Here is a 19002-nt window from a genome sequence, read left to right on the forward strand (position 1 = left end):
GCGTGGACCTCGAACTCAAGAACCGTGTCGCACTCGTCGTCGGAGGCAAGGGGTACATCGGTACCGCTGTCGCCGATCGTCTCCGTACCGAGGGGGCGACCGTCGTCGTCGCGTCCCGCAGCGCCGACGACTCCGACGGCAGCGTGTCGATCGACACCGCCTCGCAGGACTCCGTGGACGCGGGCATCGCCACCGTCCTCGAGCGGCACGGGCGCATCGACGTGCTCGTCGTGACCGCTGCCCCGAGCGCGAGCACCCTCGACCCGGCTCGGAAGTCCGACCCGGAGCAGGTCCTCGACGCGATCGACGGCAAGGCGCTCGGGTTCCTCCGCGTCGCGAACGCCGTGCTCCCCGCTCAGCGCGAGGCCGGGTTCGGCCGCGTGGTCGTCGTGAGCGGGCAGAACGCCTACTTCTCCGGCAACATCACGGCGTCGCTCCGGAACACCGCGGTGAGCGTCATCGCGAAGAACCTGGCCGACGACGTGGCGGGGACCGGGGTCACGGTGAACGTCGTCAACCCCGGGACGGTGACGGACACCCCGTCCGCCGAGGTCCGCCCGGGCGGCCCCGGCGACTCGACCCCGCAGCAGATCGCTGATCTCATCGCGTTCCTGTCGTCGCCGCTGAACGCGGTGTCCGGCGAGTCCGTCTCGATCGCGCACCGCCAGCGGGGATCCGTCGTCATCTGATCCCGAGTACGAGTGTCAGGATCTGCTCTTGCCTGCAGAAGTACCGGTGCACCGCAGGTGGGCTTCCGGAGGCGAGCCCCACGTCCGTCCGTGCTGCGTCGACGTGCCGCTCGCGCACGCCAGGCGGTGCCGTGCCACGGAGCGCTGACCGGCACGCCGAGTTCGTGACGAATCGGGGCCGCTCCCCGTCTTCATCATGAATGACCGAGAACCTCTTGCCCGCTCCTGGATCCGATGGCGCCGGCGGTCCACCCTCGATTGCCGACGGAGCGCCGTCGGTCCCTGGAGCCTGCCCGCAGGAGTGGTGCGGCAGCGTCTTCGATCGGTGGCGCTGCGGGCTGGCCCCCGCGCACGACGGGATGCACGTCGCCGTGCTGCCCGGGTCCACGGCGCGCTGGAGCGAGGGTCTCTCCGGCCGTCGACTTCGGAACCTCTCGCGTCGATCGGAACAGCGGTCGACGGCACTGTGAAGCGTCGGATGGACGCTCCACTACCGGCGCATGCGGTCGGTTGAGTACTCGGGTGTGGCGTACCTCCCACCTTGCGGCACGTCCGGGGCAAGGGGCGCGCGCGTGCTCCACGCAGCCGCGTCGTCCTGCGGGAAGAAGCCGACGGCTTCCCCGGGCTGGAGGTCCCACCATCCATCGGTGTTCGCGGAGACGGCGTAGAACACTGCCGTGTGTTCGGTGGTCGTCATCGCCGCGACGAAGGCGCGGATCGCGTCCGCGGGGCTGAGCCACGTCTGCTGCTCTCGAGCCGAAGACGGCTGCTCCTCGTAACTGCCGATGCGCAACGAGATGGTGCTCATGCCGAACTTGTCCGCGTACAGCCGGCAGAGTGCTTCCCCCGCGGCCTTCGACACTCCGTAGAAGCCGTCAGGTCGTGGCGGCATGTCGGGCGTCACGTGGTGACCCGCGGTGTACGAGCCCGTCAGGCGGTTGCTGCTCGCGTACACGACCCGACGTACCCGTGCCCGCCGGGCGGCCTCGAGCACGTGGTAGGTCCCGACGATGTTCACCTCGGCCAGGTCGTGGAAGTCAGCCTCGTCCGCGATTCCGCCCAGATGGACCACACCGTCAGCTCCGGCGAAGAGTTCCACCAGGTTCTCCAGGTCGGCGAGGTCGACCGATGCGACGGACTCCTGTGGGCTGCTGGAGGTGATCGGACGGATGTCGGTGGAGACGAGGACCGCATGGCGCTCCAACAGCGCCGACCGGAGCGCAGACCCGATGTTCCCGGCAGCACCGGTGACGACCCAACGGCTTCCGGCGATGCTCGACATCGTGCGATCGTACTGGCGACGCCAGCGGAGCGGCCTTGTCCGGGTCTTCGATCGCGGCCAAGCCTGAGCGACGTCTCGCCGCCGTTCCGGTTCAGTCCGCTTCGGTGAGCAGGCGCAGCGTGTGGAGCAGGTCGCTGCGCTGGTCGCCGTCGAGCGGAGCGAAGAGGACATCGAGGACGCTCGACGCCACCGAGTGGCCGTCCTGGAGCGCAGTCCGACCGGCACCACTCAGCGCGTGCTCGAGACGCCGTCCGCGCCCTGCCGACCGGGTGATGAGCCCTCGTTCGACCAGCCGTGTCGCGAGGGTCCCGAATGCCTGGTCGCTCTGGAAGGTCGCGACGGCCAGCTCGTGGCCCGATGCGCCGGGCATCCGATCGATGGCACGGAGCGCATCCCACTGCACGAGAGAGACGCCGACGTCCTTGAGCGCCGCGTCCATCGTCCGGTGGTTCCGGTACTGCGCGCGCTTGATCATCTGTCCGAGTACCTCGAGGTCCGCCGCCATGGTGTTACTGTATCAACACGCTTACATCAACATGTTTAGACAGGACGATCATGAACAGCTCCCTCCCCGAACCCCTGCCGGTCATCGAGGCCGGCAGCTCGACCGCTCGCACCGCCCTCGTCCTGCACGGTGGCGGGGGGCCGAGGACCGTGGCGCCGATCGTCGGACACCTGTCGGCGACCATGCACGCCCTCGCCCCGACCCACCCGGGCTGGGACGGAACCGCACGCCCTGAGTCGATCGCTTCCGTTGCCGAGCTCGCCCACGCGTACCTCGCGCGGCTCACCGAACACGGCGACCGCGACGTGGTCGTGGTCGGGTCCTCGATCGGCGGATGGATCGCGCTCGAGATGGCCGTCCAGGCCGCAGCCGACCAGCGGTTCGCCGGCCTCATCGGGGCCGTGGTGGTCATCGACACCGTTGGTGCCATCGTCGACGGGGAGCCGATCGCCGACTTCTTCGCCCTCGATGCTCGCGGCCTGGCCGAGGTCGCGTGGCACGACCCCGAACGCGGGTACACGGATCCCGCCGACTCCACCGAAGAGCAACGAGCGGTACAGCAGTCCAACGGCCGCACGATGGCAGCGGTCGCCGGCGCGGCGATGAGCGACCCGACGTTGCTCAGCCGACTCCATGCGGTCAACGTGCCGACGTTCGTCGTCTGGGGCGCAAGCGATCGCGTCGTCACTCCGGCCTACGGGCGAACAGTCGCCGCGGCGGTACCGGGTGCGGCCTACGCCGAGATCCCGGCCGCGGGCCACCTCCCGCACCTCGAATCACCCGAAGCGACCTGGGCCGCGATCGACGCCTTCCTGAGCTGACCAGCACGCACGGCGGCACACACCGGAAGGAACGCGGCTCCGCGCGGGGACCGTGCAGGACGACCGGTCGCCCAACTGCGGGTGTCTTCGTCGACGCCGAGTACCGGGTGCTCGCCCCTCGCTTCACCCGCAGGGACGAAGCGCTTCGCCCGTGCGCCCGATGCCCCGGCGACTCCGGACCGCGAGTCTGGTGACATGGAGTCCTCGACGAAACACACGATCGCCACGCTGCTGCTCTGCGCCGCGATCGTCGCCACGACCGTCATCGCCCTCGCCGCCATGACCCCGGGCGCGTGACGTCGGTCCGCGCTGCCCGGCGTGGGCGGCATGCGATGATCGAGCCGTGACGGACCGGCGCACGTTCATCCGGCCGCTCGCCACCCGTTCGATCGTCGTCGACGTGGCGTGGGCGGTCCTCGCGGCGTTGGTCTTCCTGCTGCCGCTCGAGGTCGAGCTCGAGCACGCGAGCTTCTTCGCCGTGCTCGCTGCCGCCGGCGCGATCGCCCTCCGTCGGGTCTCCCCGTCGGCGGCGATGCTCATGGTGGTCGTCCTCGGGATCATCCAGGTCGGCGGCGGCGAGCGCCCGTCACTCGTCGACCTCGCCATCTTCGTCGTCATCGGCACCGCGGCGGTCGTCGGGACCCGGACCGAGGTCATCCTCTCCGGGGTGCTCGCGCTCGTCGCGGGTGTCGGTGCGACGTTCTACCTCGCCGTCACCGGCTTCCGGTACCTGGTGCTGCTCAACGGTCCCCGCGACCAGGCGTTCCTCGCGATGGCCGCACCGGTCGCCGCCCTCCTCGGGGTGTGGGCGGGCGGGGTCGCCGTCCGGGCCTTCCGGTCGCGCGACCGCGAATCCGTCCGTCGAGCCGATGCCGAGGCTGCTGCGTCGCGCGCCGAGGCGGTGGCCAGCGAGGCCGAGGCGACCGCCACCCGTGCCATCGACGTCGCGGAGTCCGAACGCATCCGCGCCGACATCGCCCGTGACGTGCACGACGTCGTCGGCCACTCGCTCGCGGTGATCATCGCGCAGGCCGACTCGGTGCCGTTCCTGGCCGACGAGGCCCGCATCCGCGAGGTCAGTGCCACCATCGCCAGCACCGCCCGCAGCTCCCTGCTCGAGGTCCGGCAGGTCCTCGGGCACATCGACGGCTCCGGGGAGACGACCGATCCCGGCTCGCTCGAGGAGATCGTGCAGGGCATCCGCGACGCCGGAGTCGACGTCGACCGCACGGTGCGCGGCGTCCCGGTCCCGCTCCGCCCGGACACCGGCACGGCAGCACGGCGCGTGCTGCAGGAGATGCTGACCAACGCGCTCCGGCACGGTGCGCCGGGGCTGCCCGTCGTGGTCCGTGAGACCTGGCGGAGCGCCGACGTCGTGCTCGAGGTCGAGAACGTCGTGGGTGACGGCACCACCGGGGGCTCCGGCCGGGGGATCGACGGCATGCACACCCGCCTCACCGCACTCGGCGGGTCCTTCGACGCCGCCGCGCTGGACGACGTGTTCGCCGCACGCGCCCGCATCCCGTTCGACGTCCAAGGGGGACCCGTCCGATGACCGAACCGATCACGATCCTGCTCACCGACGACCAGGCGCTGTTCCGCGCCGGTCTGCGCGTGGTGCTCGACGCGCAGGACGACATGCAGGTGGTGGGCGAGGCCGCGGACGGTGCCGAGGCCCTCGCCCGCATCCAGGAACTCCGACCCGACGTGATGCTGCTCGACATGCGGATGGCCGGCATGGACGGCGTCGAGACCGTCCGGCAGCTGTTCTCCGGCGCCGTCGAGGGCCCGCTCCCCCGGGTCGTCGTGCTCACCACGTTCGGCCTCGACCCCGCCGCCGCGACCGCGATCCGGCTCGGTGCGAGCGGGTTCCTGCTCAAGGACGCCACCCCGACGTTCCTGTTCGCGGCGGTCCGGGCGGTCCACGAGGGCAGCTCCGTCATCGCCCCGAACGACCTCGCGCAGCTGTTCGGGGCCGACGTCGCGAGGGCACCGGCGCCGCAGCCGCCCGAGTTCCAGGCGCTGACCGAGCGGGAGCGGGTGGTGTTCGGCTGGGCGTCCCGCGGGCTCTCGAACGCCGAGATCGCGACGAAGGAGTACGTCACCGAGTCGACCGTGAAGACGCAGATCTCGAGCATCCTCGGCAAGCTCTCGCTGCGGGACCGCGTGCAGCTCGTGGTCTACGCGCACGACCACGGACTGGCGGGCACCCGCGACGGGTCCTAGCCGGTCGCGATCCGATCGAGCCACTCCGCGAGCATCGTCCGCTCGGCAGCCGACAGCCGATCCAGCCGGGGTGCAGCAGCACGGAGCGTGATCGCGGCGCTCGTCACGGCGTCGCCGCCCGTGCCACCGTCGTCCGTCGTCGACGCGCTCGGCACGAGGATCCGGCCGAGCACGGCGTCGAGCACGTCGTCGGCGAGCGACGGGTCCCGCTCGTCCACCGGGGCGGCCAGGACCGCGAGGACTGCGCCGGTGCCGGCCGCGTGCACGAGTTCCACGGCACGTCGTTCCGGCACGGCGAGCCGCCCGGCCTCGGCCACGCGCTGGATCCGTTCGGCGAGCAACGCCGTGCCGGCCCGCGCCGCTGCTGAGCGCCGACCACGCTCGGGGTCGCTCAACAGCACGAACAGGTGCGGGTTGGCGAGCCCGAACCCGATCGTCATCGACCACCCGGCGCGCAGGTCGTCGACGGGGTCCGTCCGTCCGTCACGCGCTGCCCGCACCGCGTCCGCCTTCACCGCAGCGAAGGTCGTCATCGCGTGCTCAGCCACCGCTTCGAGCAGCCCGTCCTTGTCGCCGAACAGCCGGTAGATCGTCGGCGCCTGCACGCCTGCGCCGTCGGCGACTGCGCGGGTGGTCACCGCTGCCGCGCCGAGTTCCCGCAGCATCGAGCCGGCGACCTCGACGATGCGCGCTCGTGTCTCCTCGCGCTGGGTTCCCTGGTCGATCACGGAACAACGATAACGGATCACTGCTATCAGTGTGTTACCGTCGATACAACTTGGCCGTTACCACTGATTCGGAGATCCCATGATCGTCATCACCGGCGCCACGGGCGCACTCAACGGCGCCACCACCGACCACCTGCTCGGACAGGTCGACCCGAGCGAGCTCGTGGTCGTCACCCGCGATCCGGCGAAGGGCCAGCGGTTCGCCGACCAGGGCGTCGAGGTCCGCCGCGGCGACTACGCCGAGCCCGACACGCTCGCCCGCGCCTTCGCCGGTGCCGACCAGCTCCTGCTCGTCTCGTCGAACGACCCGGGTGCAGACGCCGTCGCGCTGCACCGTTCCGCCGTGGCCGCGGCCGTGACCGCCGGCGTCGGCCGCGTCCTGTACACGAGCCACCAAGGTGCAGCGCACGGGTCGCCGTTCGTCCCCGCGGCCCACCACGCCGCGACCGAGGACCTGCTCCGCGAGTCTGGCCTGCCCTGGACGAGCCTGCGGAACGGGTTCTACGCCCACAGCACCACGTGGCTGATGGGACCGTGGCAGACCACCGGCACCGTGTCCGTGCCCGTCGACGGCCCGGTGTCGTGGACCGCGCGTGAGGACGCCGCCGAGGCAGCCGCTCGCATCCTGCTCGCCGAGCAGCCCTTCGACGGCCCGGTGACGCTCACCGCGCCGGCGGCCCCGACCTTCGCCGACCTCGCCGGCTCCGCATCGGAGCGCACCGGCCGGACCATCGGCTTCGAGGCCCTCGGAGAGGACGAGTGGCGAGCTCGCGCGGTCGCCGCCGGACAGGACCCGCACATGGTGGGGTTCCTGCTTGGCATGTACGAGGCTGCAGCACAGGGCCTGTTCGCCGGCACCGATCCCCTGCTCGGTGAACTCCTCGGACGTGCACCGCGCACGGTCGAGGACCAGTTCAGCTGAGGGCTGCGACCTCGTCGAGGATCGCCTCGACCGCAGCCGGGTCGTGCGCGAACCGACCGAGGAACAACCCGCCGAGCCGCCCCTGCCCACGGGTGAGCAGACCGGGCCCGGCGCTGCCCCCGTACAGGACCGTGCTCCCGCGCAGCTCGGGTCGCGTGGCGAGGTGCTGCTCGATCCCCGCGAGCACCGCCACGATGTGGTCGTCCGGCGCCGGTGCGGGCGCACCGATCGCCCACACCGGCTCGTAGGCGACGGTCAGCGCCCCGGCCAGTCCGTCAGCGATGGCCGTCGAGACACCACGGTCGAGCTGCGCGGTCACCTCCGCCACGGCTTCCGCCAACCGGGAGGCCCGGGTCGTCTCCCCGACACAGAGGAGCGGACGCAGGTGGTTGCGGAAGGCCGCGTGCACCTTCGCGGTGACGGTCACGTCGTCCTCGTGGAACAGGGAGCGTCGTTCGGCGTGCCCGATCTCGACCAGGTCGACCCCGATCTCCCGCAGTTCGGCGCCGGAGACCTCGCCGGTGAACGCTCCTTCGTCGGCCCACGACAGGTCCTGCGCGGCGAGGAGCACCCCCGACCCGGCCAGCACGTCACGCACGGGCACGAGCGCCGGGAACGTCGGCGCGACGAACAGCGTGGCCGCTCCGCACCGCGTCGCGGGGTGCCTCCGCGCGATCTCGGCGACGGCCCCCGACCACTCCAGGGTCCGAGCGTGCGAGAAGTACGTCTTCAGCGACACACCGATGGTGATCACGGTGCGAGGGTCTCCACGATGAGCGCGAACGACACCGCTCCGGGATCCGGTGTGCCGACGGCTTGCTCGGCGTGGGTGCGTGCGCGGCCCATCTTCGGCACGAGCGACGCGGTGGCGTCGGCGGCCTCGCGAGCGGCGCTGACGGCGTCGGCCCAGGCGTCCGCGAGCGACGCTCCCGCGTCGACCCGGGTGCGGAGCACCTCGTCGAACGGCACGAGCGCGTCGACCATGGTCTTGTCGCCGACGGTCGCGCCGAACGCGAGGACCGCCTCGGTGGCGGCGTGCACCGCGCTCTGGACCGTGGCGGCCGACGGACGCTCGTCGTCCCCGAGGACGCGACCCAGGGCCTCCAGGGCGGCTCCCCAGATCGCACCGGACGTGCCGCCGGCCTTGTCGGACCAGGCGTCTGCGGCGATCCGCAGGACGGAACCGACACCTGCGCCGGCGGTTACTGCGTCGGTGGCTGCGGCCGCTGCGGCGTGCGCGCCCCGCTGCATGCCGATGCCGTGGTCGCCGTCACCCGCGACGGCGTCGATCCGGCCGAGCTCGTCGGCGTGCTCGTCGAGGAGCGCGCGGACGGCGGCGAAGCCGGCCGCAGCCTGCTCGCCGACCGCGCGCGAGTCGTCGCTCGCAGCGCCGATGGCGACGCCCTCGGCGTCCGCTTCCACGGTGGAGGGGTCGACGCGTTCCTGCGGGACGGCGCCGCCCTTGCGGTACGCGGGGGTGTCCGCGGCTGCTGCCCAGAGTTCCTCGAGTTCGCCGTCGAGCCAGAACAGGGTGAGCGAGACACCGGCCATGTCGAAGCTCGTGACGAGTTCGCCGACCTCGGGCTCGACGATGACGACCCCCGCGTCGGCGAGCCGCTGCTGCACCGAGCGGTAGACGACGAAGAGCTCCTCGTACTTGACGCTGCCCAGCCCGTTGAGGATCGGGACGACGCGCGCGCCGTCGGGTGTCACGCTCTCCGGCAGCTCGTCGAGCAGTCGGGTCACCAGCAGCGACGCCAGCTCGGACGCCGTCGGCACGTCGGTCTCGTCGATGCCCCGCTCGCCGTGGATGCCCATGCCGATGGCCATCCGTCCCTCGGGCACCGTGAACAGGGGTTCGTCGGCGCCGGGCAGCGAGCAGCCGGAGAACGCGACGCCGAACGACCGCGTGCGGTCGTTGGCGCGCTCGGCGACGGCCGTGACCTCGTCGAGGCTGCGGCCCTGCTCGGCGGCGGCACCGGCGACCTTGAAGACGCAGAGGTCGCCCGCGATGCCGCGTCGCTTCGCGCGGTCGTCGGCGGGGGCGCTCGTCACGTCGTCGGTGACGCGGACGGTCCGGACCGGGATGCCGTCGGCCTCGAGCGTGCGGGCCGCGGCGTCGAAGTTCAGGACGTCACCGGCGTAGTTGCCGTAGCTCAGCAGTACCCCGCCGCCGTGCTCGGCGGCCCGCGCGACGCCGGCCACCTGCTGGGCGCTGGGGCTGGCGAACAGGTTGCCCATTGCGGCACCGGCTGCAAGGCCCGGCCCGACGAGTCCGCCGAACGCCGGGTAGTGGCCCGAGCCGCCACCGATCACGACGGCGACCGTGCCGTCGGGGCTCGTGGTGGCGCGGGCGACGCCGCCGTGCACCTTCCGCACCCATCGTTCGTTCGCGGCGACGAAACCGTCGGTCGCCTCGTCGGCGAAGTCCGCCGGGTCGTTGAACAGTCTGGTCACGCGTTCGTCTCCTTCGACGTCGTGGTGCGGACATGCGAGGTGTCGAGGAGATCATCCGCCTTCGACCCCCGGAAGAACTTCGTGCAGAAGATCATCACGGCCGCGACGAACGCCAGGACCCCGAGCGAGACGATCCCGAACGCACCGCTGTCGGTCGGCACCACCTCGTTGATCGCCGTGCGCATGATCGGGGCGACGAACCCGCCGAGGTTGCCGAGCGAGTTGATCAGGCCGATGCCCGCCGCAGCGGCTGCCCCGGTGAGGAACGCCGTCGGGTACGCCCAGGTGATCGGGCCGACGGCCAGGAAGCTCGCGACCGCCAGCGTGATGAACACGATCCCCAGGATCGGCTGCCCGTTCGCACCGGCCCACGCCGACCCGAGGATCGACAGCCCGGTCGTGATGTAGAACATGGTGCCCCAGCGACGACGGCGACCGACGGAGTCCGCCTTCGAGCCGACCAGGTAGCAGGCGACGAGTCCGACGAGCCACGGGATCGCGGTCACGAGGCCAACCTGCCACCCGACGTCCTGCCCGAGCAGCGAGGAGACCTGCCGCGGCAGGTAGAACGTCGTGCCGTACACGGCGACCTGCAGGCAGAAGTAGATGATCGTGAAGTACCAGACCCGGCCGCTCGCCATGGCCTTCCAGATGCCGGTCGGGCCGTCCGCGCTGCGGGCGGTGTCCTCGCGCGCCATCGCCGCGGTGAGGGACTTCTTCTCGCCCGGTTCGAGCCACTTCGCCTGCTGCGGACTGTTCGTCAGGAACACCAGGGCCGCGATGCCGGCGAGCACCGCGAGGATCCCCTCGCCGAAGAACATGACCTGCCAGCCGTGGAACGGGGTCGCCTGGTCGCCGAAGCTCAGGAGACCGCCGGACAACGGGGCGCCGATCATCTGCGAGAGCGGCTGCGCCAGGTAGAAGATCGCGAACATCCGCACGCGCACCTTGTTCGGGAACCACTCCGACAAGTACATGATCACGCCCGGGAACAGCCCCGCCTCGGTCACACCGAGGATGAAGCGCAGGACGATGAACATCGTGTCGTTCGTCGTGAAGGCGAACAGCGCGGCGACGATGCCCCACGTGACCGCGATGCGGGCGAGCCAGAACCGAGCGCCGAAGCGCTTGAGCAGCAGGTTCGACGGGATCTCGAAGATCGCGTAGCCGATGAAGAAGATGCCGGCGCCGAGTGCGAAGGCCGCGTCGGAGATGCCGCGGTCGACGCTCAGGGCCTCTTCGGCGAAGCCGACGTTGGTGCGGTCGAGGAACGCGACGAAGTACAGGATGACGAGCATCGGCATGAGGTGCTTCGTCGCCTTGCCGATGGCGGACTTGAGGCCGGGGTCGTTCGTCGACCCGAGCGCGGGGGCAGGGGGAAGTGACACGGGTTCGCTCCTTTGCGAGCACGGTGCGGTTTCGGGGCGTCCGGCGGTGGGGCCTGGTGGCCGTTTGGCCGTTCGGCCGTTTGGCCGTCGGGCCGTCTGGCCGTTCGGCCTGTCGGACGGGAGGCACGGATCGCGTCGCGCGGACGGCGCGCGATCCGTGGCCGGTCGGCTCTAGTGCATGTACAGGCCGCCGTCGACGTTCAGCGTCTGGCCGGTGACGAACCCGGCGTCCTCGCTGATCAGGTACGCGATCGCCGCGGCAATGTCCCGCGGCGTACCGATGCGCGGCAGCACGCCGTCCGCTGCCATCTCGGTCTTGCGCTCCTCGGTCAGGGTGCCGCCCATGATGTCGGTGTCGATCGGGCCGGGAGCGATCGCGTTGACGGTGACGCCGCGCGGGCCGAGCTCGCGGGCCAGGCCACGGGTCAGGCCGATCACGCCGGCCTTCGCCACCGTGTACGGGGTCTTGCTGAAGGTGCCGCCACCGCGCTGGGCCGAGACCGACGACAGGTTCACGATGCGGCCGTAGCCGTGCTGCACCATCGACTCCGCTGCCCGCAGGCTGGCGAAGTGCACGCCGTCGAGGTTGATCGACAGCACGCGGTGCCACTCCCCCTCGGGCAGGTCGAGGTAGGCGTGCGCGGACGAGACGCCGGCCAGGTTGACGAGGGCGACGACGGGGTCGAGTTCGGCCTCGATCGTGTCGAACGCTGCCCGGACCGCGGTCTCGTCGGCGACGTTCGCGCCGACGCCGACCGCACGGACACCGTGCCGCTCGCGGATCTCGGTGGCGACTTGTTCGCTGGCGGTCTGGTCGAGGTCGATGACGCCGATGTCCCAGCCGGCCTCGGCCAGGTGGTGGGCGGTGGCGCGACCGATGCCACGCGGTGATGCCGCTCCGGTGAGGACGACGGTGCGGGGCTGGTTCTGCGTGTTCGTGTTCGTGTTCGTGTTCATGCTCGTCCCCCTCAGTGGATCGGGGCCGGGCCGAGGTCGTCGAGCAGCTTCTGCATCGCGACGTAGGCCTTGTTGCGGTAGGCGACGAGCTCCGGCGTGCGGTCGGCCGGCACCTCGAGGTACCCGGCGCCGGACTTCGTGCCGAGCTCGCCCGCGTCGACGTGCTGCTGCAGCGACGGCGGGGTGGCGAAGCGCTCGGGCCAGCGGGTCTGCAGCGACTCGAAGCAGAACGCGTAGACGTCGAGGCCGGCCATGTCGGCGATCGCGAACGGGCCGAAGAACGGCAGGCGGAACCCGAACGTGGTCCGCACGATGGTGTCGATGTCGTCGGGGGTGGCGATGCCCTCGTCGGCGATCTTCGTGGCCTCCTCGAACAGCGCGTACTGCAGGCGGTTCAGCACGAACCCGGTCGAGTCCTTCACCCGCGCCGACTGCTTGCCGGTCGCGGCGACGACGGTCTCGCCGACCGCGATCGCGTGCTCGTTCGTGGTCGGGTGCGGGATGAGCTCGACGCCGGGGATGAACGGCGCCGGGTTCGAGAAGTGCACGCCGAGGAACCGCTCCGGGCCGACGACCGCCTCGGCCAGCGACTCGATCAGGATCGTCGAGGTGTTCGAGCCGATGATCGCGTCGGGGCGGGCGGCTTCGCTGATGCGGCGGAGGGTCGCGTGCTTGATCTCGATCTTCTCGGGGACGGCCTCCTCGATGAAGTCGGCCTCCGCGACTGCTTCCTCGATGGAGGCGGCTGCGCTGAGGTGGGCGTCGACGCGTGCCACGGCGTCCGCGGGGAACAGGCCGTCCGCGACGAACTGCTCGGTCTCTGCGATGAGCCGGGCTCGGTTGGAAGCGGCGATCTCGGCCGAGACGTCGGCGATCCGGACGGTGTGGCCAGCGAGGGCGAGGACCTGGGCGATCCCGCCGCCCATGTAGCCGGATCCGACGACGGCGATGTCGAGGGTGCTCATCGGGTTGCTCCTTCGGTGCTGGTTGCTGCAGTCGGGGTCGCCGTCGCCGTCGCCGTCGCCGTCGCCGTCGCGTCGAGCTTCGTCGTCGCGAGGACGGATCGGATGTACTGCTGGTTCGTGGCGCAGACGCCGAGGCTGTCCCCGCCGTACTGCTCGGTCATGACGATCCCGCGGAACCCGTCGGCGACAGCGTCGCGCAGGACCTGGCGGTAGTTGATGAGGCCCGTCTCCATGGTGCTCGGCGCGCTCGTCGCCCAGCTGCCGTCGCCGGCCTCGTCACGCGTGTAGTTCTTCACGTGCAGGTAGTTCGTGTGCGGCATGGTCTTCGCGAAGAGCTCCCGCCAGTCCTCGATCGGCCGGTGGAGGCGGATGAGGTTCGCGACGTCCGCGTTCAAGCCGACGTTGTCGAGCCCGATGTCCTCGACCAGGCGCACGGCGCTGTCGGCGGTGCCGAGGTAGGTGTCCTCGTACAGCTCGAGGGCCATCGGCAGTCCGACGCTCGCAGCGTGCTCACCGAGCTCCCGCAGGCGCTTGACCGCCGCGTTCCAGACCTCGGGGTCGTCCGGGTCCTTCGGGCCCTGCGCTGTCCAGAACCACAGCGCGCGCTTCTGGGCCTCGGTGAACGGCTGGTGCAGGCCCGTCGAGAACACCTGCATGCCCCACTCGGCCGCCGCGTCGATGGTGCGGTGGGCGTAGGCGAGGTTGTCCTCCTCGTGCCCGGGCTGGATGACGCTCTTGCGCTGCAGGTGCACCGAGGGGATCCCGATGCCGTGCACCTTCGCGACGGCGAACAGCTCGTCGCGGCGGGAGCGCTCGAGGTCCGCGGGGCGGATGTGGCTGTCGGCGAGTTCAGCGAGCGAGAACCCTGCGGCTGCGATCTGTGCGAACACGTCGTCCCAGACCTCAGCCGGGGCATCGTGGAACGCAGTGCCGTCGCGCGTGACCTGGGCGAAGCCGTGCAGACAGGCGGCGATCGGCCAGGTGTCCGACGTCCAGGTGGTGGGGTCCCAATCCTGGTCGACCCAGTCCTGCGGTGTGCTCACGGAATGCTCCTTCGCATGTCGGGGTTCGGCGGTGAACCTCTTTCCTATAGGAAAGATACTCGCACCTCGACAGAGCGCAACCCCTGCGGGATCAGCTCGTGTGCGAAGCGTCCTCGCGCGACCGGAGCCGGACGGCGTCGATGTGGTGCCGCATCGCCGCGACCGCTTCAGCCGGCCCGACCGCGAGGGCATCGACCACCGCTCGGTGCTCGTGCACGGCGCGGTCGGTGTCGTCCCCGCCGCCCTCGACGATCTGCCGCATACGGTGCACCCGCGTCGTGATGATCTCGGACATCTCCTCGAGGAACGGGTTCCGCGTGGCATCGAAGATCAGCTGGTGGAACTGCCAGTCGCTCCGGAAGAAGCGGGCCATGAGTTCCTCCGACGCCTCAGCCGCACCGACCGCCGCGACCTCGTCGGCCACCGCAGTCTGCTCGTCGAGCGCAATGCCGAGCCGCTCCCGCAGGGCGTCGACGTCACCGCGCGCAGCGAGCTCGACGGCGCCGCTCTCCACGATGAGTCGGGCGTCGAACAGGGCCTCGAGTTGGTCGCCGGCCAGGGGTGGGGAGACCCGGTACCCCTTGTTCGCTTCACGGGTGACGAGGCCGGTGCGTTCGAGCTGCACGAGGGCTTCGCGCACCGGCGTCGGGGAGACGCCGAGGGTTCGGGCGAGCCCATCGATCGACAGCCGCATGCCGGGTTCGACGTCGTGGCCCATCAGGACCTCGAGCACCCGGTCGTAGACGCGGTCACGCAGGCCGAGCTGCGAGATGCGTTCGGTCCCGAAGCCGGGCATGGTCGTGGACATGGGTCGATCCTAGAGAATCCACGAATCCGACAGCTCGACCCTGATCAGTTGACGGCAGAATCGGCGAGCATCCCCGTCAGGTCGTCCTCCGAGGGCAGTGCCGCACGAAGCGTCGATGGAAGGAGGTCGTACCGAGCGACGCCGACCGGGGCTCCGTGCCCGCTGAGGGCGTACCGCACGACCGGGTCGTTCTTGTCAGCCACGAGCAGGAGCCCAACGGTGCCCGAGTGCTGTTGGCGCCGGAGCCGGTCGTCTACCAGGGACACGTAGAACGACAGCTGGCCGAGGTGTTCGGGTTTGAACTTGCCGCTCTTGAGTTCGACGACGACGTACCGGAGCTGGTCGACGTGGAAGAAGAGAAGATCGACGAAGAAGTCGTCACCGTGAACCTCGAAGTGGACTTGCCGCCCGACGAACGAAAACCCAGTGCCGAGCTCCCGGAGCGTGTCGATGATGCGGTCGACGAGCCGCTCCTCCAGCTGTCGCTCCGTTGCACCTGCGTCGAGCGCCAAGAAGTCGAGCACGTACGGATCGCGCGTGATCTGCTGCGCCAGATCGGAGTCAGCCTCGTCGAGGACACGGTCGAAGTTGGTCAGTGCTGAGGTGAATCGCTCGTGGGCGTTCGTCGCGACGTGGTGCTCGAGGACGTTCCGGGACCAACCGTGCTCGAGCGCTTGCGCCGCGTACCGGTCACGGCGCTCTCGGCCGTCGAGGCGACCGAGCAACACGGTGATGTGACCCCACGGAAGTTGTGCAACAGGCTGTTGCACGACATCCGGACCAGGCCACGCTGCCGCGAAACTGCGCATGTAGAACACGTTCCGCCGTGAGAAGCCCTTCATCTCAGGAAAGGCGGTCCGGAGATCACGCGCCAACTGGTCCACGAGCCCACTCCCCCACCCTGCGGTTTGCTGGCGGTCGAGAATCATTGCGCCGATCTGCCAGTAGAGGCGGACCAGCTCTGTGTTGACACGGCGCTGCGCCGTGAACCTGGCGGATTGGACGCGCTTCTTCAGCGCATCGAGCGTTGCCGCGTAATTCTCGGGCAGGGCAGGTTGGGTCATCGCGAACGACCGTAGCCAGTGCGCGCGGTCAGCGGGCCCGTCCAGCTGATCCTGTGGACAGATCGACGACGCCGTCGCGTCCGCTCAGTACAGCACCGCGATCCCCCGCAGATCGCCGAGCCCGAGCGTCCGCTGCGCTGTGTCGCACACCGTGGACGACGGCTTCATCACGAGCCCCGACTTCTGCGCCGTGTGCCCGAGCCCGTACGAGTGCCCCCACTCGTGCGTCGCGATGCCGCGCAGGTCGAACCGGTTGCCCGAGCAGGTGCTGGTCGATGCCCACCGGTGGCTCGTCGAGTACCGCTGGTCGGTCTCGAATGCGACCCCGCCCGTGAAGGACCAGATGCACGTCAGCGCCAGGGTCTTCGACGGCAGCTTGCCCCACCCGACGACGCTCGTCCGGTTCGAGGTCCCGCAGCCACCATCGGCGGTGACCGCAGGCTTCTGCGTCGCGGTGCCGAGGTACTCCTGGGCCGCCGTCGACTGGACTTTCTCACCGCACGCCGTGATCGTGCCGGTCCAGGCCTCAGCACCGCGCTGGATCGCTGCGACGTTCGACACCTTCGACCCCGTCGGGTTGTACCGCCACTGGACGGTGGACTCCCAGTGCGCGCCGGTCAGCACGTACGCCTTGCTCCCGCAGCTCGCGGACGTCGTGGCGCCGCTGTGCGAGACGGTGCCACGGATCGTCGCTCCGAGCGCTCGGCGCTGCTGGGCTGCGCGTTCTTGCCGGACGGCGGTGGGCGATCCGGCCCACACCTCGTCGACCTGCACGGCGATGCCCGCGGCACCACGGTTCGCGATCACCACGTCACCGGGGTCGGTGTCCCCTTCGGCGACCGGGGCAGCGGTGAGCGTGACGCCGGCTGCGGGTACCGCGAAGGTCCGGCCGTCCTCGAGCGCGACCACGCCGGAGCTGACGCGACACCCGGACGCCAGGTCGTGGATCGAGATGCTGCTCCCCTGGCAGCTTGGCGCTCCCGCGATTCCCGGTGCGGCGACGACCGCCGTCAGGGCGAGCCCGAGTGCGACCGCGGCTGCGGCCTTCGACGACGTGCGCACAGCGCCTCCTTGATCACGCCGCACCCGCACCCCGGTGGCGGACGGCTGCATCAGTGTCCGAGGGTGCGGAAGGGTCGACAAGCCCCCAGAACGGCCGCGGTGCGCAGAGCGGACCGGGTAACGTGCCGCCATGCACTGGGGCGACACCGGACTCGACGACCACCAGATCGCGTTCGTGCTCCACACGCTCCCCGATGCCGTCCTCGTGGCGGACGACTCGTGGGGCCTGCTCGACACGAGGGTCCTGCACGTCGTCGACGGCGACGTCGGCTACACCGTGAAGGCCTCGGGCCAGGACAACACCCACTTTCCCCGCGAACTCGACGCGCACCGGACCGTGACCGACGACCTGTGCGCCGCCGGGGACACCGGTGCCCTCGTGGCCGCGGACGAACAGCACCGGGTCCTGATCCTCGAGCGCGTCCCCGGTTACCTCGCCCTCGGGACCCCGGACGAGCACGCCCCTGACGTCCACCGGCAGGCCGGCGCAGTCCTCCGGCGTCTGCACGACCACGGCACCCGGCACGACCCGACGTTCCTGCTGCACGAACAGGCGAAGGCCTTCCGTGCCCTCGATACCCCGCACCGGATCTCGTCCGACGTCGTCGCCCGGACCCGCGCGGCACTCGAGATGCTCCCCACCGACCACCCGGACGAGCCCCTGGTCCCGACCCACGGCGACTTCCACCCGCGCAACTGGATCGTCGACGACGAAGGCGACGGCCACGGCCACGGCCACGGCCACGGCAGGCTCCGCGTCATCGACTTCGGCCGCTTCGGCTGGCGCCCGGCCTCCTTCGACCTCACCCGCCTCGCGGTGCTGCACTGGCAGGACGATCCGGCCCTCGAAGCGGCGTTCTTCGACGGCTACGGCGACGATCCGCGCGAGTCGGACGCCTGGCGCTGGCTGCAACTCCGCGAGGCCGTCGGCACCGCGACCTGGGCCTACGCCGTCGGCGACGAGGGCTTCGAGGCGCAGGGCCACGACATGCTCCGGCGCGCCCTCACCGCCTTCTGACGGTCAGGAACGAGCCCAGCTCACGGCACCCGCACGAACCGCGGCGCCCCGCGATCCCGCAGCCGGAACCCGAGGTGCTGGTACAACCCGATCGCCCCGGTGTTCCCGGCGGCCGCGTGCATGAGCGGCGTCTCCCCACGCTCGCGGATCCCGTGCGCGACGGCGAGCACCAGCCGCCGCCCGAACCCCTGGCCTCGGTACTCCGCATCGGTGCACACGGCGCTGATCTCGGTCCACCCCGGCGGGTGCAACCGCTCCCCCGCCATGGCGACGAGCCGTCCGTCCCGCCGGATGCCCAGGTACGTGCCGAGCTCGATGGTGCGCGGCAGGAACGGCCCCGGCTTCGTCCGCTCCACCAGGGCGGTCATCTCCGGCACGTCGTCGGGTGTCAGCACGACGGCTTCGTCGTCGGGCGCCCCCTCGATCGCCTCGCCGGTGAGCTGCACGCCGCCGGCACCCTCGACGAGCTCCCACCCCGACGGCAGGACGGCAGCCGCACCGACGCCGAGCATCCCGCCCGATCCGAGCAGTGCCCGGACGTCCTCCCAGTCCTGCGCAGTGGGTTGCGCGGGGATCCCCGTCCACACCGACACGTCGGTCTGGTACCGGACGACCTCGCCACGCCGCTCGGCGAACCGTGCGTGGTGGCTGTTCAGCGCGGCCATCGCGGGTGCGTCGAGCACGCGCGTCGGGGTGCCGTCGTCGGCGATCGTCAGGTCGAGGGTCCGGAGTTCTTCGCCGCGGGCATCACCACCGCGGAACCCGAGGTCCTCGATCCGCCGACGATCGCCGTCCGCCCACCCGGCGGTGTCCGCGACGACACCGGAGGCGTAGTGGTTCGTGGCGCGTTGGACGACCTGCTCGACGTCCGCTGCCGAGGCCACGAGGACCTCTCCCGGTCGGGGCAGCGCGGTCGAGGTCGGCGCAGTCGTCGTCATCCCACCATTCTCTGCCCGCGGCGAGCGCCGCCACCGCATCGTTGCACCCCGTGACGGCACAGTGCGAGGTTGTTCACCTGGTGCGAGGAAACAACCTCGCACCGAGTGTGAAACCTCGCACCAGCGAGC

At 70.8% G+C, this 19002-nt stretch carries 19 protein-coding genes; 6 read left to right on the forward strand and 13 right to left on the reverse strand.

Annotated features, from left to right (window positions below; genetic code table 11):
* The first annotated feature begins 2 nt into the window (after window positions 1–2).
* The gene (locus tag EDF47_RS09915; protein ID WP_131878020.1) at window positions 3–689 is read left to right on the forward strand and encodes an SDR family oxidoreductase; all 687 of its coding nucleotides are present in this window, start codon (window positions 3–5) and stop codon (window positions 687–689) included.
* Between the two features lie 490 nt (window positions 690–1179).
* Here EDF47_RS09915 and EDF47_RS09920 read toward each other — a convergent pair whose 3' ends face one another.
* Both EDF47_RS09920 and EDF47_RS09925 read right to left on the reverse strand, forming a co-directional pair.
* Window positions 1180–1971: an NAD(P)-dependent oxidoreductase gene (locus EDF47_RS09920; RefSeq protein WP_131878018.1), complete on the reverse strand. Its 792-nt coding sequence runs from the start codon at window positions 1969–1971 to the stop codon at window positions 1180–1182.
* A gap of 91 nt (window positions 1972–2062) precedes the next feature.
* Window positions 2063–2476, reverse strand: coding sequence for a helix-turn-helix domain-containing protein (locus EDF47_RS09925; RefSeq protein ID WP_131878016.1), 414 nt, complete (start codon window positions 2474–2476; stop codon window positions 2063–2065).
* Window positions 2477–2526: 50 nt separating this feature from the next.
* Between EDF47_RS09925 and EDF47_RS09930 the strand changes: the two genes are divergently transcribed.
* The 3 genes from EDF47_RS09930 (at window position 2527) to EDF47_RS09940 (ending at window position 5523) form a co-directional block, all read left to right on the forward strand.
* Entirely contained in the window at window positions 2527–3297 is a 771-nt protein-coding gene (locus EDF47_RS09930) for an alpha/beta fold hydrolase (RefSeq protein WP_131878014.1), read from the forward strand.
* A 343-nt stretch (window positions 3298–3640) separates the two neighbouring features.
* Window positions 3641–4852, forward strand: coding sequence for a histidine kinase (locus EDF47_RS09935; RefSeq protein ID WP_131878012.1), 1212 nt, complete (start codon window positions 3641–3643; stop codon window positions 4850–4852).
* A complete protein-coding gene (locus EDF47_RS09940; protein ID WP_132099265.1) occupies window positions 4849–5523 on the forward strand; it encodes a response regulator transcription factor in 675 nt (224 codons plus the stop codon). Before EDF47_RS09935 ends, EDF47_RS09940 begins: the two co-directional genes overlap by 4 nt.
* Here EDF47_RS09940 and EDF47_RS09945 read toward each other — a convergent pair.
* Complete coding sequence (locus tag EDF47_RS09945) at window positions 5520–6251, reverse strand: TetR/AcrR family transcriptional regulator (RefSeq protein WP_235036037.1); 732 nt, start codon at window positions 6249–6251, stop codon at window positions 5520–5522. The two genes, EDF47_RS09940 and EDF47_RS09945, sit on opposite strands and share 4 nt — an antisense overlap.
* Window positions 6252–6330: 79 nt before the next feature.
* Between EDF47_RS09945 and EDF47_RS09950 the strand changes: the two genes are divergently transcribed.
* Window positions 6331–7173, forward strand: a complete 843-nt coding sequence (locus EDF47_RS09950) for an NAD(P)H-binding protein (RefSeq protein ID WP_132099264.1) — start codon at window positions 6331–6333, stop codon at window positions 7171–7173.
* Here EDF47_RS09950 and EDF47_RS09955 read toward each other — a convergent pair.
* From EDF47_RS09955 to EDF47_RS09995, 9 genes are all read right to left on the reverse strand, one after another.
* Complete coding sequence (locus EDF47_RS09955) at window positions 7166–7927, reverse strand: triose-phosphate isomerase family protein (protein WP_132099263.1); 762 nt, start codon at window positions 7925–7927, stop codon at window positions 7166–7168. The genes EDF47_RS09950 and EDF47_RS09955 overlap by 8 nt on opposite strands.
* Complete coding sequence (locus EDF47_RS09960; protein WP_133938058.1) at window positions 7924–9630, reverse strand: dihydroxyacetone kinase family protein; 1707 nt, start codon at window positions 9628–9630, stop codon at window positions 7924–7926. Before EDF47_RS09960 ends, EDF47_RS09955 begins: the two co-directional genes overlap by 4 nt.
* Complete coding sequence (locus EDF47_RS09965; protein ID WP_133938060.1) at window positions 9627–11018, reverse strand: MFS transporter; 1392 nt, start codon at window positions 11016–11018, stop codon at window positions 9627–9629. The genes EDF47_RS09960 and EDF47_RS09965 overlap by 4 nt, the downstream gene beginning before the upstream one ends.
* Window positions 11019–11189: 171 nt before the next feature.
* Window positions 11190–11975 carry an SDR family oxidoreductase gene (locus EDF47_RS09970; RefSeq protein WP_133938062.1) on the reverse strand — a complete coding sequence of 262 codons (786 nt, stop codon included), beginning with the start codon at window positions 11973–11975 and terminating at the stop codon, window positions 11190–11192.
* Window positions 11976–11986: 11 nt separating this feature from the next.
* Entirely contained in the window at window positions 11987–12940 is a 954-nt protein-coding gene (locus tag EDF47_RS09975; RefSeq protein ID WP_131878002.1) for a 3-hydroxyacyl-CoA dehydrogenase family protein, read from the reverse strand.
* Window positions 12937–13983, reverse strand: coding sequence for a TIM barrel protein (locus EDF47_RS09980; protein ID WP_132099261.1), 1047 nt, complete (start codon window positions 13981–13983; stop codon window positions 12937–12939). The genes EDF47_RS09975 and EDF47_RS09980 overlap by 4 nt, the downstream gene beginning before the upstream one ends.
* Window positions 13984–14074: 91 nt before the next feature.
* Window positions 14075–14791 carry a GntR family transcriptional regulator gene (locus EDF47_RS09985; RefSeq protein ID WP_131877998.1) on the reverse strand — a complete coding sequence of 239 codons (717 nt, stop codon included), beginning with the start codon at window positions 14789–14791 and terminating at the stop codon, window positions 14075–14077.
* A 44-nt stretch (window positions 14792–14835) separates the two neighbouring features.
* Entirely contained in the window at window positions 14836–15855 is a 1020-nt protein-coding gene (locus EDF47_RS09990; protein ID WP_131877996.1) for a PDDEXK nuclease domain-containing protein, read from the reverse strand.
* Window positions 15856–15939: 84 nt separating this feature from the next.
* Entirely contained in the window at window positions 15940–16917 is a 978-nt protein-coding gene (locus EDF47_RS09995) for a matrixin family metalloprotease (protein WP_165918698.1), read from the reverse strand.
* Window positions 16918–17047: 130 nt separating this feature from the next.
* Here EDF47_RS09995 and EDF47_RS10000 point away from each other — a divergent pair, with 130 nt between their 5' ends.
* A complete protein-coding gene (locus EDF47_RS10000) occupies window positions 17048–17935 on the forward strand; it encodes an aminoglycoside phosphotransferase family protein (RefSeq protein WP_131877992.1) in 888 nt (295 codons plus the stop codon).
* Window positions 17936–17955: 20 nt separating this feature from the next.
* On the opposite strand, the gene EDF47_RS10005 is transcribed toward EDF47_RS10000, so the two are convergent.
* Window positions 17956–18873 carry a GNAT family N-acetyltransferase gene (locus EDF47_RS10005; protein WP_208320977.1) on the reverse strand — a complete coding sequence of 306 codons (918 nt, stop codon included), beginning with the start codon at window positions 18871–18873 and terminating at the stop codon, window positions 17956–17958.
* Window positions 18874–19002: the final 129 nt, after the last annotated feature.

Source organism: Curtobacterium sp. PhB190 (genome assembly GCF_004365385.1).
Lineage (GTDB): Bacteria > Actinomycetota > Actinomycetes > Actinomycetales > Microbacteriaceae > Curtobacterium.

What these genes read in the sequence shown, in the direction of transcription:
- EDF47_RS09975 (WP_131878002.1), bottom strand. Translation starts at nt 12,940, where the DNA reads ATGAGCACCCTCGACATCGCCGTCGTCGGATCCGGCTACATGGGCGGC.
- EDF47_RS09970 (WP_133938062.1), bottom strand. Translation starts at nt 11,975, where the DNA reads ATGAACACGAACACGAACACGAACACGCAGAACCAGCCCCGCACCGTC.
- EDF47_RS09990 (WP_131877996.1), bottom strand. Translation starts at nt 15,855, where the DNA reads ATGACCCAACCTGCCCTGCCCGAGAATTACGCGGCAACGCTCGATGCG.
- EDF47_RS10000 (WP_131877992.1), top strand. Translation starts at nt 17,048, where the DNA reads ATGCACTGGGGCGACACCGGACTCGACGACCACCAGATCGCGTTCGTG.
- EDF47_RS09920 (WP_131878018.1), bottom strand. Translation starts at nt 1,971, where the DNA reads ATGTCGAGCATCGCCGGAAGCCGTTGGGTCGTCACCGGTGCTGCCGGG.
- EDF47_RS10005 (WP_208320977.1), bottom strand. Translation starts at nt 18,873, where the DNA reads ATGACGACGACTGCGCCGACCTCGACCGCGCTGCCCCGACCGGGAGAG.
- EDF47_RS09950 (WP_132099264.1), top strand. Translation starts at nt 6,331, where the DNA reads ATGATCGTCATCACCGGCGCCACGGGCGCACTCAACGGCGCCACCACC.
- EDF47_RS09925 (WP_131878016.1), bottom strand. Translation starts at nt 2,476, where the DNA reads ATGGCGGCGGACCTCGAGGTACTCGGACAGATGATCAAGCGCGCGCAG.
- EDF47_RS09930 (WP_131878014.1), top strand. Translation starts at nt 2,527, where the DNA reads ATGAACAGCTCCCTCCCCGAACCCCTGCCGGTCATCGAGGCCGGCAGC.
- EDF47_RS09985 (WP_131877998.1), bottom strand. Translation starts at nt 14,791, where the DNA reads ATGTCCACGACCATGCCCGGCTTCGGGACCGAACGCATCTCGCAGCTC.
- EDF47_RS09940 (WP_132099265.1), top strand. Translation starts at nt 4,849, where the DNA reads ATGACCGAACCGATCACGATCCTGCTCACCGACGACCAGGCGCTGTTC.